The following is a 16,410-nucleotide window of genomic DNA, read 5'->3' on the forward strand; positions in this document are numbered from 1 at the left end:
CTTCTTAGAAGCGATAGTGCGAGAATGCACGGTTGGACTCGGCCATCTTGTAGAGATCCTCGCGCTTCTTGACCGAAGCGCCGGTGTTCTCGGCAGCATCCATGATCTCGGCGGCGAGGCGCTCTTTCATGGTGTGCTCCTTACGCTTGCGCGAGAAGTCCACCATCCAACGGATGGCGAGCGTGGTGGCGCGACGGGAGTTGACCTCCATCGGCACCTGGTAGGTGGCACCGCCGACACGCTTCGGCTTGACTTCGAGGGTGGGGCGCACGTTGTCCATGGCCTTCTTGAACACGGCCAGCGGATCGCCGCCGGTCTTCTTCTCGATGATGTCGAAAGCACCATAGACGATACCCTCGGCGACGGACTTCTTGCCGTCGAGGAGGACTTTGTTGATCAGCTGCGTGACCAAGCGGTTGTTGTACGTTGCATCCGGCTGCACTTCGCGGCGGATTGCTGCTGCACGACGCGGCATTCTTTCTCCTTTTCCTGTCTGCGCGCTTCGGGGCTCATGCCCATTAGGCCGATCGGCCCGCGCGACTTAACGATTGCTAGTTCTTGGGCCTTTTGGCGCCGTAGCGGCTGCGGGCCTGACGACGGTTGTCAACGGCGGCGCAGTCGAGCGCAGCACGGATGACCTTGTAGCGAACACCCGGGAGGTCCTTAACGCGGCCGCCGCGCAGAAGCACCATCGAGTGCTCCTGGAGGTTGTGGCCGACGCCCGGGATGTAGGCGGTCACTTCCATGCCGTTGACGAGGCGAACACGGCAGACCTTGCGAAGTGCCGAATTCGGCTTTTTCGGGGTGGTGGTGAACACACGGGTGCACACGCCACGTTTCTGCGGGTTGCCCTTCAGCGCCGGCGTCTTGCTCTTCTCGGCCGAATGCTGGCGGCCCTTGCGGACCAGCTGGTTGATTGTAGGCAAAGCTGTACTCCTTCTACCTTTTCCGTTTCGACTGCCTATACTGTATATATAGGTAGTCGCTCTTTCCTATATTTCGAGTGCGTTCAGCTGTTACGCACACGAAAAATCGCGCCCCTTAGAGACGCGAACGAGAACTTTATCATCCCCCAACAGGCTTGTCAAACGCCACGCATCCGGGTGTATCTATAGATGTGAGTTTATATTTCCACTGGTAAAAGGCGCTATTCGCTAGCCGATTCTGCAAATCGGCATCTTTTTTGAAATACTTTCACCACAACGACGGTGGCGAGACGCCGTCTGCATGCGCCTGATTCCTCGCGCTCATTCGCCCATCGGCCATTGCGCGCCTCCTTCGCCGTGCAGTAAAGCATCCACAAACCCCTAATCATCGTCGCAGCCATCGATCTCGAAGCGCGTCACTAAATCGATGAGTTCTGATTTCGAATGGATATTGAGCTTTTGGTAGATATGCCGCCTATGGGTGATCGCCGTTCCCTCTGAAATGAACAGCTCATCCTGAACGCGGCTCAAACCGTGTCCTCGAGCAAGAATCGAAAGCACATCCGACTCGCGACCGGTGAGCCCGTAGGCCTTGACCGCCATAGAGACTTTTTCGTTCAACGGAAAATCGACCTCGTCGGTTTCGCCCACCGCAACCGATGCCTTCCGGTACGCCCGAGCAAGGCTACCGCGCGTTACCACAGTATTCGACCCGATCAGCCCCAAAGACATCGCAACGATTGCCGCAACGTTAATATAGAAGTTGGGAGTCGGATCGATCAGCTCGACAACCCATGCAACGCAGTATCCGATCGCAGCTCCAGCAGCCAACCCGCACACGCCTATACCGACAGTCAGAAACGCCGGCACATGTAAAATCGCCGCCGCCTCGCGTAGCACCCCGGGCGCTATGCCGAGAAAGCACCATAGCGCCAACGTCGAAAACCAGAAGGCGAACTTGAGTGAAAAATCGCTGCCGGGATCGAACGGAAAAAACGCAATCAGCACAGGGATCGCAACGAAACGGTAGGCGAATACGAAATCCCACGTTTTCCGTACCGCCCGTCCGGCCGCAAGCAGCAACGCGGCCACGGCTATCCCCGCAAAGCCGAACATCCAAGTAAACCAGCTGGCCTGACCATGGGGGGCAATAGAGAACTGCATGATCATCATCGAGAACAGCACGCCAAACAAACCGAGAGAAACCGCGATCCTGCAATACGCCTGCCCCAATCCGCTAACTGGGCGCTGGTGCTCCATCGCTTCCCCGCACGCCGAAGCAAACCCGTAGCAGACAGCAGACAAGACAGAGAGAGCTGCCGTAGCGAACAGCAGCACCGAGTTCGCCCCCGCCTGCTGGGCGAAAGCAGCGAGAGCACAGCAAGCGATGACCACCGAAAAAGCGACGCCGGCAAGCGCCTTTCCCGCCAAGCGGCCAATAACGAGGCTCCATGTCATGACCATCAGGCTATTGCCAAGCCCCAAGAGGAAGCCGACAAGAGCAAACAGCAGTCCCATCTTGCTCGACGCAAGGCCATCGAAAAGAAGGAGCATCGCCGTCCCAAGGCACGTCAGAAGAGCGCCGACGAAAGCCCCGTAGATTCCTGACGTCTGTGCACCTCTCGCCCTGAGCAAGGAAAACATTGCGGCAGAGATTGCGCAGGTGCTCAGATACGGCAAAACAAGCGCAGAAAGACCGCCGAGGGAAAGGGCGCTTGCTCGATACACGTCGGAAAGCAGACCGATGATCGGCATCCATGCTTGCGCCCCGATCAAACCCACAACGCACGCGATCGGCAGAAGGCGGCCTCTGGCGAAAGCTCGACCTTCGCTGGACGCGACGTTCGCCCCGTCGATTTCCAGACGGGTATTCTTCGCTTTAGGGTTCCCCATTAGATCCTCCCATAGCACGCGGCTTCGGAATGACCGCTGCAGCCGCATCAAAGTATAGCAACATTTCCAATCGAATAGATTCGCCTCCCTGCGCATTTCCGCTGGCAAAAAGCATTTCATATGAAACAGATGATACGTACCATCCGAAATCATCCGCGCCGTCAACGAGAAGCATCGCTTTCGGATGATGAAAAGCGCAGCCGAATCGCCGATGCTTCGACCCGCATCAGACGAACCGCTGCCACTGCGGAGGAAGTGGCCGCACGAACCGACGAGGGGACGTTCATGAAAAACGGAAACCTATCAGCTCAATCACCGAGCAAAACGCTTATCGCCATCTTCGTGGTGATCGTAATCGCAACCACAGCAGCATGCGTATACGGATGCGCACCCAAAGAGACATCCGAGCAGGCAACGGCTCAGAGCGACGAAGAAGCCCCCGTGATGCAGGGTGATTTCTCGTTTTCTGCAGATTCCGACTGCGCAACATGTCACGCAACCGAAGGCGGATCGATGACGGACGGCAATTGTCCCGCGGCAAACCACGCAGCGCAATCCTGCATCGACTGCCATACCGACATCGACGGGCTCACCTCCGTGCATGACGGCGTCGCATACGGCGACAAGACGGCGAAGCGCCTGAAGAAAACCGTAGTGGACGAGGCAACCTGCCTGACAGACGTATGCCACGGAAGCTACGAGGCTCTTGCAGAAAAGACGGCATCGAGCACGATCCTGACCGACAACGACGGAACCACCGTCAATCCCCACGATATGCCGGTAAACGAAGACCACGAGACGATCGATTGCGGCAGCTGCCACGACATGCACGCTACCGACGATATCGCGAAAACAGCTCAAAAAGCGTGTCAAAGCTGCCATCACATGGGCACATACGAGTGCTATACGTGCCACGAATAGCCAACGGCCCCATCGTATTCCGAGCAAAGAAGCGCTCCCTCGCATGCAACGCCATGCGATGCGGGCCCGCTCAACGGCAATCGCACGCCTCTCTGAGACGTGTAGAGAACAGCAGATACAACAAGGAGGAATCATGAAAGATGGAATATCAAGGCGCAACTTCCTCAAGGGGTCGGCACTCGCCGCAGCAGGCGTAGCGGGTGCAGCCGCCCTATCGGGTTGCACCGCGCAAGCCGAGGAGACCACGCCAAGCTGGATGCCGACTGCATGGGACTACGAAACAGACGTCCTCGTAATCGGATACGGCGGAGCGGGTCTCTGGGCCGGCATCACCGCCTACGACGAGGGATCGCAGGTCATGTACTTGGAAAAAGCTCCCTTCCGAGGAGGCGGATCGTCCTCGATCAACATGGGGCAGTGGACCGCTCCCCACGACGCTGACGCAGCGGCACAATTCGCTTTCGAAGCGTTCCACGGGCAGACGCCGAAAGAGGTCTGTCAGGCGTGGGCAGAAGAGGCCGTACTGAACCCCGACTATGCCGACGAATACGGCCTCGAATATACGCTCGGGGAAACGCCGCGCGCCGAATACGACATTTTTACGGGATTCGAGGAGATGTACGTAGGGTCGGGAACCGGCTATGGCAAGGCTTTTTTCGAGGCGATGGACCAGCATCGCCAGGACCGCGGTATCGAGGTCCTGTTCGATTGTCACGACGAAGAGCTCATTCAAAACCCTGAAACGAAAGAAATCATTGGATGCTACACGCTTATCGGCGAAGACGGCGATAAGAAAGCAGTCAAGGCTTCAAAAGGCGTCATCTTGTGCACGGGCGGATTCGAATTCAACTACGAACTGCAAGAGAAATACCTCAAATGCTATCCCATGAAGGGCTTTTACGGCTGGAAGTACAATACGGGCGACGGTATCAAAATGACGCAGAAGGTTGGAGCGGATCTCTGGCACATGCAGCAGGTCTGCGGCGGGGACGACGCATGGTTCGATGATCCCGAAATCGTTCCCGGCGGCGTATCCGTGGCAAGTCCCACCCCAAACTACATCAAAGTGAGCAGGCTCGGGGAGCGCTGGGGCAACGAGGAGGTATTCAGCCCTCACGGTGGCTGGAAACCCTATGCGAACTTCGATGAGGAGATCTGCGACTTCGACCGAATTCCTTCGTGGTACATCTTCGACCACACGTCTTTTTCCGGAGGCAGCTGGGGCGGAATGGTCGGCGGCGCAGCAACGGCTAACGGAGGCATGGGCATCGGCTACATGACCGAAGATCTCGATCCCGAACTCGGCGGTTGGGCAGGTTGGTCCGCTGACAACCAGTGGGAACTCGAACGCGGATGGATCACATCCGGCGAGACAATCGAAGAGCTAGCCGCCAACATCGCCGCCAGCAAGTGGGACGACAAAATGGATGTCGAAAAGCTCAAAGCGTCGATCGCGCGTTGGAACGAATTGTGCGAAGCTGGAACGGACGATGATTTCGGACGCGCCGAATTGGCGAAGATCGAAACCGGCCCGTTTTATGCAATTCCGCTCTATCCTGGCATCTGCAATACGATCGGCGGAGCAAGGCGAAACGAAAACGCCAACGTAGTCGATCCTGACGGCGAGCCGATCCCCCGCCTGTATTCCGCGGGATCGTTCGGCAACATGAACGGGCACACCTATGCCATCACCGGTGGCAACGGCTCAGAGAATTGGTGCGTCGGGCGCATCGCCGGCAGACATGCCGCCTCACTCGAAGCGTGGGATGCAGCCGAAAGCAAATAGCGCGCAGCAAGCGATCTCGTCTATTGCGGACGGGACCGCACGTCAAGGCCTTCCGTTCACGCTCCTGAACGGAAGGCGTCGAAGGAAACCACTATGCCGAACTTTGAACTCTCCGTCCCGTACAACGGAAGCACCGAAACGCTCGATGAACTCATCGCACTGAAGGAATGCGGCGGCAATCGCATTCGCGAGATATATCTCAACGCTCCGCAATCGATTACGGGATCGGGTCGCGTCGGCGAAAAGACGACCGAGGAAGATTTCACGAGCGCGGTAGAGCACATTCGCCAAACGGGCATTCGAGCAGACATCACCATGAATTCAACCTGCGATGGCTCTGCTTGGTACAGCGCGGAAACGCTTACTCGGCAAATCGGGTTTATCCGACGCATGCACGAAGACCATGGCGTAGAGGCCGTCACGCTCGCAAACCCGTTCTTGATCGAACACGCACGAAAAGCTTGCCCCGACCTCGAGATCAGCGCCTCCGTTCTTTCCGACATCGATTGCTTTTCACGGGCCGAGTCCTTCGCTCGAGCCGGTGCCAACACGATAACCGTCGATACGGCCATCAACAAGAACCTCAAGCTCCTTCGGCATATCGTCGAGCGCCTCGGCGTCGAAATCAAGCTGATGGTGAACGAGGGATGCCTCGACAAGTGCCCGTACCGCAAGTTTCACATGAACTATATCTCCCATCGTTCGAAAGATATGGATTCCGAGGGGACATCGTTTTCGTTCGCTTGCGGAAACATCACCAAGCAAGACCCTGGACAGATTTTCAAATCAAACTGGGTTCGGCCGGAAGACCTCCATCGATACGAGAAGATCACACGGTTCTTCAAAATCGTTGGGCGCGACATGCTGCCGAGCAAGGTGATCCGATGCGCAAAAGCGTATCTCAACGAATCCTACAGCGGAAACCTGTTCGATATCCTCTGCAGCAGCATTGGATACTACGGTATCGAATACAGCGCGCACATCGACAACAAATCCCTTGACCAAACGTCTTTCTTCAAGCGCACGGCAACGTGCAACCGTCAGTGCCACACCTGCACCTATTGCGATGACCTCGCAAAGCAGCTGCTCGGATACGGATGGATTACCAGGGAAAACCTCGAAGACCTCGGACAATACGACATGATCGAAGCCATCGAAGCTCAGTTTGGGGGAAGCTACCCCCTCTGCCCTCGCTATACGGACAAACCGACCGGGCAGCAATACGCAACCACTCGCCAGAACAGCAACAAACCATTCAGGAGGAACGATGTCACGCCAAATAAGAACTTGGCACGAGCATGATACGGACGAGGAACCACCTCGTCGCTGGGATGTGCACATAAACGGCAAGGCCGTTCCAGGCGGCTATATTATCCAAAAAAGCGACGACGCCTTCGAAATACACTACCCGCACCTCGAACCCAAAACATTCGCTTCCCTTGACGAGGCTAAGCGGCGCATAGAGCTCGCACCTCCCATTATGCGAGGAGATCTGGCCGTTGCCCACCCGGTCGCCGACGACGATACCGAGCTTTTGTCAGCAGAAGAAGCGGGCGAGCTGCTCGGAGCGAGCCGATACCGAATCAACGCCATGGTCGCAAACGGCGTTCTGGCAGGAAAGCGCTCCGGGGGCAAAACCTTCGTGAGCCGAGAATCCGTCGAAGCGCGGATTGCCCATCAAGAACCAGTCGGACCGATTGGAAAATTTGCCCATACCTTTATCTGCTATTACCCCGACAGCGGCGCAACCCCTTGGATCATGGCCGAGGTCGATCCGCACGATTCCTGTCAGCTCGACGACGCGAAACGCTTTCTCCAATCAATTGCAGACGGAGAAATTCCCGGTCAAGCAGATGCGTTCGACTATCGACGCGCTATGGCCCTCCGGGCGAAAGCGCGTCGCGAGCACGGCGAAACAGCAGACTTCACCGATCCGATTCCGATCAAAGAGCTTATCGCGCGGTTTCAACCCCCAACCTGCACCGATTCGCATCTTACCCCTATGCAGGCCTAACCGCAGAACTCCGCGACGATCTTCTCGATGAAGCGCTTCGTGCCGACGATATCGGCAACGGCGATACGCTCGTCAACCGAATGGAAGGCCGTCATGCCGATGCCGAGCGTGACGGCCTTCGCGCCCTTCGTACCGAGCAGGTTGGCATCCGCTCCCCCGCCCGAAACGGTCGTCTTGGGCTCGAGGCCCGCAGCACGCGCCGCCGAAAAGAGCTCTTCGACGATCGGATCCTGCTCGTCGAAGAGCACGCCCGGATAGTCGACGCGCCAACCGATGTCCACCGATCCCCCGAAGCGCTCGGCAGCCGCGGTCAGCGCCTCGGTCATATGGTCGCGCTGGGCGTTCACGCGATCCTCGAAAAGCGATCGGCACTCCCCGTCGACCGAACACGCATCGGCTACGATGTTGACCTCGCGCCCCCCGCGGATCATGCCGATGTTGGCCGTGGTGCACTCGTCGATACGACCGAGCCTCATAGCCGAGATGGCCGCTGCCGCCATCTGGATGGCCGAGACGCCCGCCTCGGGCTCTACGCCCGCATGGGCCGCCCTGCCCGCGAAGGTCGCCCGAAGCGTATAGTGGAAGGGTGCGCCGAGCACGATCGACCCGGGTGCCCCATCCGCATCGAACACGAAGCAGGGCACCGTGCCGTCGAACAGATCGGAGTCGAGCGCACCAGCGCCGAGCAGGCTCAGCTCCTCGCACACCGTGAGCACGACCGTGATGTCGGGACGCGGCGCACCGGATGCGACAACGGCGGCAAGCCCCTCGATGATGGCGGCAACGCCTGCCTTGTCATCCGCCCCGAGCACGGTATCCCCCGCCGAACGCACAACGTCGTTTTCGATAACCGGTTCTACGCCGCAGCACGGGCTCACGCAGTCCATATGGGCCGAAAGCGCGATGTGCCCGGGCGCCGTGCCCGGAAGACGCGCGATCAGGTTACCGGTATCCGAACCCGTCGCCTCCCGCGTATCGTCGACGCGGGTGCTGAACCCAAGCTCCTCGAGACGCCGCTTGCAATACGCGGCGACCTGGGCCTCGCTGCGCGAGGGGCTGTCGATGCGCACGAGATCGAAGAACGTTTCGAGTACGGCGGCAGCGCAAGCCTCTGCGCTCGCAGCCGCATCGGACATCGGCGGTTCGCCCAATGCGCTCTCGTCAGTTGACGTTATGCTGTCTGCGGTGGTATCCATATGCTTCAGTCCTTAGCTCGTGCAGTCGCATGCAAACGGTCGGAAAACGGTTCGAAAGCCCGCCTTGCGCTGTCGTTCGGTTACCACCATTATAGACAAAGACGAAGGATTGGAGTTCCCGTGTTCAAAGACGCCGTAATCCAAAACAGAACCTGCCGCAGGTTCCTCGAAGGCGAGCGCATCCCGCACGAGCTGCTCGTGGAGCTCGTCGACACCGCGCGGCTCGTCCCCTCAAGCGGCAACAAACAGCCGCTCAAGTATCTGATCGTCAGCGATCCGGCTGCATGCGCAAGCGTGTTCGACTGCCTCTCGTGGGCGGCTGCGCTTCCCGATTGGCCGGGACCCGGCGAGGGCGAGCGCCCAACCGGCTACATCGTCATGCTACACGACGAAAGCCTGGTCATGGGAGATCTGTTCACCGCATGGGATGAGGGAATCGCCCTGCAGACGATCATGCTCGCCGCGCGAAGCGCCGGCTTTGCCGCCTGCCCGATCGGCGCATTCAAGAAGAAGAGCCTCGCCGATGCGCTCGGAATCGACCGAGCGACGTTCGCGCCCGACCTCGTTATCGCCCTCGGCAAGCCCGCAGAGCACGTCGTCGTCGAAGACATGCCAGCTAACGGCTCCCCCGCCTACTGGCGCGACGAAGCCCGCGTGCACCACGTACCGAAGCGCTCGCTCGAAGAAGTGCTGCTGGAAAAGTAAGCCGACGATGAGCCCCTATTCGAAGACGCGGATCACGGCAACCGTTGCGGTGCCCCGATCCGATGGAGAAACCGTCGGTTTTGGCAGAAAAATCGATCTGTGCCAAATGATAATATAATACATTTCGGTTGCAGCGGCTTTCGAGAATTCGCGACCTGGTGTTTCTCCGCGATCCGCCGCTTCAGCAATCATGTATTCGATTCCCTTATTGACACAGGTCGAAATCTCTGCCACATTACGGCATATTCGCCGATAAGCCGCTATTGGCACGCATCTGCTCGAATCCTTAAAGAACAGATCGCCATCGGGTGCCGTACGCAGGCCGCATCGATTCCAGCTGCGCCCGCAGAGCAGCATGTTCGCTGTTCAATCGGAACGCACGCATCCTGTTCGACAGCCCAACCGATTTCCTACGCGTCGCTGCGCGAATCGGGCTGCCCATTCGGCGCCGATGCCGCACGTCACACCCAACACCCAAGACGCTCGCCCGGCCTCGAACAGCTTCGCTTCAGTTCCGGGCGGCCTTTGCGCGATCGGCGATAACGGCAGCCAGCGAAGGCAGCTCGCTTTTCTCGAAGCGGTACGGCACCGCCTGCAGCGTATCGCCGCCTGAAGGATCGTCCCGCTCAACGCGGACAAACGCGAACTCGACCGACTCGAACCCCTGGTTCAGCACGGCGTACGCATAGCACTGCGCCTGCAGCAGGTGCTTCTCATGCAGCTGCTCGTCGGTTTCGGCATCGTTTCCGCCCGTCTTGTAATCGACGACGAAGGCGCAGGCGCCGTCGTCTGTGCACAGAAGATCGATCTCGCCCTCGAGGCACCCTGCGCCTGCGACCATCACGCTGAACGGAACCTCGGCATCATGGCGCCGCATGCCGAGCGCTTTTGCGCAAACCCGCGACGAGAACCAGCGGTCCACAGCGCGGTGCAGTCGATCGACGTCCTTGATGCCGTACGTCGCCTCGATCGCGCCGATGCGCGAGCGGGCGAAACCGATCGAGTGCAGCGCGGCAAGCTGGGCGAGCCGATGGAAGGCGGAACCCAAGTCGGTCGCCTTGTCGGCGTCGGACGCAAACGCCTCGGGCGGCAACACGGGTTCGGCGAAATCCGGATCGTGCGCTTCGGCGATCGACGAATACGAGAAGAGCCCCGCAGCCCCCCGAAGAGCCGAGCGCGTTCCGAGCAGCGAAAACGGCTCGACATCGGGGATGCTCACCGTTCCCAACCTTCCAAGATCGGCGCACGTTCCCGCCTGCTGGCACGTCGGGTCCCCGGCCTCCCGCTCGCCCTCGGCAACCACCGCAACCCGTACGAACTCGGCAGGCTCGCTTCCGCCGTACTCGAAAGAAGCGTTCTCGGACGGGAAAAGCCCCTCGCCGCAGAACGCCGAACGGATATCGTCGAGGGTGCCGCGATAGGCTTTGTACGGATCGGTTTTCTGCTCCTTGATGCCCATCACTACGCACAGCGCCTCCTTGGCGCGCGTCGCACCCACGTAGAACAGGCGACGCTCCTCGGCGTCTTCCTCGATGCGCGAAACCCGTTTGAGCGAAGCGTGGTAGTCGAGCAGCCCTGTTGCCGTGCGGGGATCCTCGCCCGCAGGGGCGGCGTACGGCTTTCCCTGCGCCTTGGCCGAAAGCGAACCCTTGACGGGCAACGAAGAGGGCGCTGCGAGCGAGAGGTACGTGCTGTTTCCCATCGTCTCGGCCACGAGCTTTCCCGAAGGACCCGAGGGGCCTTTCGCAAACCGGGCGAGCGCCACGACGGGAAACTCCAGGCCCTTCGAAGCATGGATGGTCATGATCTTCACGGCCTCTTGCCCATCGGCCGAAAGCGCGCCGGGCGCCTCCTTCATGCCGGCGGCGATCATCGCCGAAAACTCCGCGGAACAGCGGGAGATGCCGAAACCCTTGTCGCGCTCCATCGATTCAACGAACCGTACGGCCTTGAGCACGTTGGCGATGCGCGCCGAGCCCTCGGCTCCCTGGGCTTCAAGACGCGCGATCCATCCCGAATCGAGCAGCACGTCCATGAGCGCTCTCGACGGCGGATTGTAGCGGATTTCCATCTGGGCTTTCTGCATGAGCAGCACCGCATGGCGCAGGCCCGCCGACAGTTCGTCGATGCGGTCGGACAGCGCCGCGAACCCCTTGCTGAGATCGCGCTTGATAGGGATGCCGTTCGCCTCGTCGAAGCCGGTTGCGAGTTCGAGCATATCGTCGGCCGAAAGCTCGAACATAGGGCTGGTCAATACCTCGAAGAGCGCTTGGGTATCGCCCATGTCGGCAAGCACGCGAAGCAGGCGCTCGACGACCTTCACCTCGGGGGATTTATGGAACAGCGAACCGCCTGCGATGATGCACGGGAAGCCCTCGTCGCGGATAGCTTGGGCGTACACCTCGGCGAACGCCATGCGACCGAGCAACACGGCCATATCGGAAAGCGGATGGCCCGCTTCGTGCATTTCACGGAAATATGCAGCGATCGCCCGCGCTTCGGCTTCCACGAGATCGGCCGTCTTGCCCGGCAGGCCCTGGGGAACCGTAGCCGCCACGAGTTGGATGCGCGGCTTCGCGGAGCGGTAGCCGCTTCCATCGTATACCGCCGTCAGATCGAGGAAATCGCCTCCGAACACCTGGTCCTGGGAGCAGACGGCACGCACGAACGCGAGCACGTCGGCGTGGCTCCTGAAGTTGCGGGACAGCTTGAGCAGCGTCGGCTCGCCGCCACCGACACGGACCTCGTCGGTTTCCAGCCCCGCGCGAAACGCCTTGTACACGTTCACATCGGCACCGCGAAACCGGTAGATGCTCTGCTGGGCGTCGCCGACGGTGCACAGGTAGCGCAGGCCCTCGCCCGCCAGATGGCGGACGATCTCGATCTGCAGCTGGCTCGTATCCTGGAACTCGTCGACCATCACAAGCCGGAAGCGATCGCGGTACTCGCGTGCGATCTCTTCGCGGGAAAGCGCATCGAGCGCGAGTTTGAGCAGGTCGTCGTTGTCGAGCACGCCTTGCGAGCGCTTGCTCGCCTCGTACACGCTCTGGGCTCGCCTGGCGAGCGCGAGCAGATCGCCCAGAAGCGGGCGTGCCTTCGCGAGGAACGCCTCCTGCGCAACGCCCGCATGAACGTTCTGGTAGTACTCGGTTTCCTCCGCTGGGCACCCGCGCTTGCCGAGGAACTCGCACGCATCGAGCACGGCGATGAGGCCGTCGAGCGTTTTGTCGCCCGATTCGAGGAACTCCTGCAAGGCTTGGACGGCATCGAGCGCGAACGCGCGGTTCTTCTCGAGAGAAGCCGTCTGCTTGGTGCCTTCGTAGGAAGCGAGCAGCTCCTCATATGCGATAAGGAGCCGTTTCGCCAACTCCGTGGGCGGCGCCGGATCCGGTCCCGTCTCGAACCCGTCGAAGCCCCTCACCATGCCCGCCGCCTTCGCGATGAGCTCTTCGACCATCGCCGATATCGACGATCCTCCGAACCCGCTGCTGCGCGCGGGAAACGCCTCGAACAGCGCATCGAATTCGGAGCGGCTCACGATTTCAGAACCTTCCCCGATCACCTCGTTCACGGCAGCGTCGATCATCTCCTGGCGATCCAAGCCGTCGATGACCGCGAACCCGGGATCGAGCCCGAGCTCGAGCGCATGGGCGCGCAGTATCCGCGAACACATGCCGTGGATGGTCGATATCCACGCGGAATCAACCTTGAGCGCAGGTTCGAACAGGCCGTTCGCGCGCAGTGTCGACCGTACGCGGCTTTTGATCTCGGATGCGGCCTTATCGGTGAAGGTGATGGCGAGCACCTGGTCTATGTCGTCGATCCCCGAGTTCGATTCAGGCGAAAGGGCGTAGGCGATGCGTTGCGAGAGCGTGAACGTCTTCCCCGATCCGGCGCCTGCCGAGATGTCGACCGGCCCGACAAGCTGTTCGATGCAGAGCTTCTGCTCGCTCGTGTAGGATACCGAGCCCATCACTCGTCTCCCTCGCTCCGACGCTGCAGGGCATCGCGCACGCTGCAGACGGTAACCGGACAGTATGTGCAGGCGTCTTCATCGCGCGGACACGCAGGGATATCGCCGGCAAGCAGCGATTCGAGGCGGATGGCCACGGCCTCCTCGACGCGATCGAGCAGCTCTGCGAAACCGAGCGTTCCGCACGTAGCGGCATCGATGCCGAGCAGGTCCTTCTCGGGGTCGAGCAGCGCATGGTCGAACGAGCCTGCGATGCCCTCGTCTTTGCCGTACGAAAGGTAGAGCGCGCCCACCGGCTCGAGGCCCATGGTCTTGCGCACGGCCTGCGCGTAGATGAGCGTCTGCACCTTGCGGGGCAGAGCGGGGGGTGCATCCGCCTTTTCCCTCAGCGCATAGGACCTGCCTACGGCACCCTTGTAATCGACGACCACCGCACGGCCGTATCCGTCCACGTCGACGCGGTCGATCGTCCCGTTCACCTTGAAGCCCGCATATTCGAAGGCTCCCTGTTTCCGGCCGAAGCTCACCTCGCCGTCGAGAGGAGCGAACCCGGGCAGAAGCCTCGCCTCGCGATCGAGGTAGCCGACGAGTTTGCGCTTGAGATCGTCGACCTCGCGCCGCTCCAGATCGTCGAGCGCGACGAGCGCCGTCGCATCGCCGACGAGCGTCGCGTCGTATGCGAGCTGATCGTCGAACACGCGCTCGAGGATACGGCGAGCCCGCGGCAGCGTATCGGCGGTGACCTTCGGAGCGACCTCGCATCTGAACTGAGCGTAGAAATGCTCCAGCACACGATGGGCGAACAGGCCGAACTCACGACCCCCGAACCCGGCATCGAGCTCTTCGAGCCGAAGCCTGCGATGGGCGAACCACTTGTAGGGGCACTCGAGGTAGCTTTCGATTGCCGAAGGAGAGAGGCTGTAGCCCTCGCTTACCACCCCGCCCCATTGCTGGGGCAGAAGGATCTTGTCGCGCGCGTCGGACGTGACGAACCCGGTGGGCATGACGGGGATCTCAGCCGTCATCCTCTGCGGTTCTCCCTGAAACGAGAGATTCTCGTAGGCGCCCTGTTCGCCGAGGGTGCTCGCGTACGGGAGGAGCGCTGCGGTAAGGCCCGTCTTCTTGTCGGTCTCGCCAGGATTCTGCAGCTCGGAGCGGTAGCAGTCGATCACGTCCTCGAACACGACCGCAGGCCGCTCTTCGTCGCCCGCCGGGTTGTTGAGCGGCCGCGACAGCACGAGCAGCGACCTCGGCACTGAAAGCGCATCGGCGAACGTTGCGCGTACGGAAGAGAGCCCGTCGCACTCGACCGCCGCATCGAGCTTCTCGAGCAGCGATGAGACGGCACCGCCGTCATCGCGCACGGGATACGCCGCCGCCGTCAGATCGGTGACGAACAGGCAGTCGCAGGACGCGGCGCCCAAGGCCGCGGTGCCTTCGAGATCGACGATCAGAACGGGCGATGTACCGCAGCCCGCCTCGCCGCACTCGTCCGCCAGGGCGCTGTTCGCCTCGCCCGATCGCTCCGCCGCCGGATCGGAGACGGTTCGCACGAACAGGCGCTGCCCTTCGAGCACCGAGCGGTAGTCCTCCATACAGGCCCCGAGCGCAGCGGCCGCCTCGAAGACGGTTCGCGCCAGGGCGAGCGCCGACATCTGCCGATCACGGTAGCCCTCGGGCCATCCCGCCTGCTTGAGGATATGGGCTTGCAGGATATCGAACGCCTCTTCCACCCTGCCGCTTTCGAGAGAACCCACCAAGCCGTTGAGCCCATGGTCGGCGTTTCCGGCAAGATCGGTCAGAATGGAATCGCGATCGACGGAGCGGTTCGCCCGCCAGCGAGCGTCCATCCAATATGCGCTGCGCACGCCGACGCCCGAATAGGCGCCGATCGCGAAGTCCGTCGCAGCGCGGGAAAGCAACGGGGTTTCCCCGAACAGCGTTTCAAGCAAGGCGAGCCATGAGGAGCCGAATTCGGTCGCAGCGAAGGGCGCGCTGCCGCGCACTTCGGCCGCGATGCCGCGCGCGGCAAGCCTCGGTGCGAGTTCCTCGAAGCAGGCATAGGCGTCACGCGCCGCCACCGCGACCGACGCACCGGGATCGTCGGATCGGATTGCGGCAAGGGCATCGCACAGCGATCGGGGCGCAGCGTAGCGTCCCGAAGGCAGCACGAACCGCACTGCGCCGGTTGCAGCAACGGGATGCTCCTCATCGGGTTCGAAAAGCGCTGCGAGCAGCGATGCCAGCTCGGGCGCGCGCTTCCCGACAGGCTCCGCGCTTCTCTCGTTGACGAACGCGACCGCCCCAGCGCACGCGAGAAAATCTTGCTCGACAGCTGTGAAAGCGTCGGGTTCGAACCCCACGGTAGCGGGACGGTACTGCGCAAGCACGGAAGTATCCGCAAGCAGCGCGAGGGCTTCGGACTGCTCGACCAAGCCCGCCGAAGCCGCGATGTCGCGATATCGGTCGAGCACTTCGACCGCCTCGCGCTCGCCCTGGCCGAGATCGTGCTCGCCCGCCGCCTTCGGCAGCGCTTCGCGCGCAACGCGCGCGATAAACGAGCGCGTTCCCGAAGTGGGCTGCATGAGGCATCCGGGGCTTTGCTCGCAATGGTCGCGCAGGGCTGCGCCCGCAATGAGTTCGCACTGCACGGAGTCCACGAACGTGCGCCCGTCGCCGTACAGCTCCCACAGATCGGCTGCCCATGAAGAAAGCGTAGCCACATCGATGCCGAACGACATGCGCTCGGACCAGGCCTTCTTGAGGCGGACCGTCTCGTCGTAGGAGGGCACGATGACAACGGGGCGCGCTCCTTCTGAAAAGACGCGGAGGGCGTACTCGAATGCAGCCTCGTCGGCTGCCGCAGCGTTCGGTGTATTGGTTCGGATGAGGGTCATAACGCCATTATACCCAAGTACGGCGCCCGGGCGCATGCCCGTTTGCACGCATCGCAAGGTCGCCAAACAACACGAGATGCGTCGCCCGAACGCCGATGT

12 protein-coding genes are annotated in these 16,410 nt (G+C 61.1%); 5 read left to right on the forward strand and 7 right to left on the reverse strand.

The window, feature by feature from the left end; translation table 11 throughout:
- Nucleotides 1-4: 4 nt before the first annotated feature.
- From rpsG to MWL89_RS11280, 3 genes are all read right to left on the reverse strand, one after another.
- A complete protein-coding gene (gene rpsG / locus MWL89_RS11270; protein ID WP_102377596.1) occupies nt 5-475 on the reverse strand; it encodes a 30S ribosomal protein S7 in 471 nt (156 codons plus the stop codon).
- Between the two features lie 76 nt (nt 476-551).
- Nucleotides 552-926 carry a 30S ribosomal protein S12 gene (gene rpsL / locus MWL89_RS11275; RefSeq protein WP_102377595.1) on the reverse strand — a complete coding sequence of 125 codons (375 nt, stop codon included), beginning with the start codon at nt 924-926 and terminating at the stop codon, nt 552-554.
- A 381-nt stretch (nt 927-1,307) separates the two neighbouring features.
- Nucleotides 1,308-2,819, reverse strand: coding sequence for a helix-turn-helix transcriptional regulator (locus MWL89_RS11280; RefSeq protein WP_244386071.1), 1,512 nt, complete (start codon nt 2,817-2,819; stop codon nt 1,308-1,310).
- 120 nt (nt 2,820-2,939) lie between these two features.
- On the opposite strand from MWL89_RS11280, the gene MWL89_RS11285 reads away from it, so the two are divergent.
- From MWL89_RS11285 to MWL89_RS11300, 4 genes are all read left to right on the forward strand, one after another.
- Nucleotides 2,940-3,740, forward strand: coding sequence for a cytochrome c3 family protein (locus tag MWL89_RS11285; RefSeq protein WP_244386073.1), 801 nt, complete (start codon nt 2,940-2,942; stop codon nt 3,738-3,740).
- A gap of 133 nt (nt 3,741-3,873) precedes the next feature.
- Nucleotides 3,874-5,526 (forward strand): FAD-dependent oxidoreductase, encoded by a 1,653-nt coding sequence (locus tag MWL89_RS11290; protein ID WP_244386076.1) that lies wholly within the window; start codon nt 3,874-3,876, stop codon nt 5,524-5,526.
- A 93-nt stretch (nt 5,527-5,619) separates the two neighbouring features.
- Complete coding sequence (locus tag MWL89_RS11295; protein ID WP_244386080.1) at nt 5,620-6,828, forward strand: U32 family peptidase; 1,209 nt, start codon at nt 5,620-5,622, stop codon at nt 6,826-6,828.
- Nucleotides 6,829-7,117: 289 nt separating this feature from the next.
- Nucleotides 7,118-7,540 carry a hypothetical protein gene (locus tag MWL89_RS11300; protein ID WP_244386084.1) on the forward strand — a complete coding sequence of 141 codons (423 nt, stop codon included), beginning with the start codon at nt 7,118-7,120 and terminating at the stop codon, nt 7,538-7,540.
- Here MWL89_RS11300 and MWL89_RS11305 read toward each other — a convergent pair.
- On the reverse strand, nt 7,537-8,736 hold the full coding sequence (locus MWL89_RS11305; RefSeq protein ID WP_244386085.1) for a M20/M25/M40 family metallo-hydrolase: 1,200 nt from the start codon (nt 8,734-8,736) through the stop codon (nt 7,537-7,539). The two genes, MWL89_RS11300 and MWL89_RS11305, sit on opposite strands and share 4 nt — an antisense overlap.
- 120 nt (nt 8,737-8,856) lie before the next feature.
- Between MWL89_RS11305 and MWL89_RS11310 the strand changes: the two genes are divergently transcribed.
- Complete coding sequence (locus MWL89_RS11310) at nt 8,857-9,441, forward strand: nitroreductase family protein (RefSeq protein ID WP_244386087.1); 585 nt, start codon at nt 8,857-8,859, stop codon at nt 9,439-9,441.
- A gap of 15 nt (nt 9,442-9,456) precedes the next feature.
- Here the strand turns inward: MWL89_RS11310 and MWL89_RS11315 are convergent, their stop codons facing one another.
- The 3 genes from MWL89_RS11315 to MWL89_RS11325 all read right to left on the reverse strand — a co-directional run bounded on the left by MWL89_RS11315 (nt 9,457) and on the right by MWL89_RS11325 (nt 16,311).
- Complete coding sequence (locus MWL89_RS11315) at nt 9,457-9,633, reverse strand: hypothetical protein (protein WP_180994965.1); 177 nt, start codon at nt 9,631-9,633, stop codon at nt 9,457-9,459.
- A 316-nt stretch (nt 9,634-9,949) separates the two neighbouring features.
- A complete protein-coding gene (locus MWL89_RS11320) occupies nt 9,950-13,414 on the reverse strand; it encodes a UvrD-helicase domain-containing protein (protein WP_244386088.1) in 3,465 nt (1,154 codons plus the stop codon).
- Nucleotides 13,414-16,311 carry a PD-(D/E)XK nuclease family protein gene (locus MWL89_RS11325; RefSeq protein WP_244386089.1) on the reverse strand — a complete coding sequence of 966 codons (2,898 nt, stop codon included), beginning with the start codon at nt 16,309-16,311 and terminating at the stop codon, nt 13,414-13,416. The genes MWL89_RS11320 and MWL89_RS11325 overlap by 1 nt, the downstream gene beginning before the upstream one ends.
- Nucleotides 16,312-16,410 lie beyond the last annotated feature (99 nt).

It is taken from the genome of Raoultibacter timonensis (assembly GCF_022845715.1).
Classification (GTDB): Bacteria; Actinomycetota; Coriobacteriia; order Coriobacteriales; family Eggerthellaceae; genus Raoultibacter; species Raoultibacter timonensis.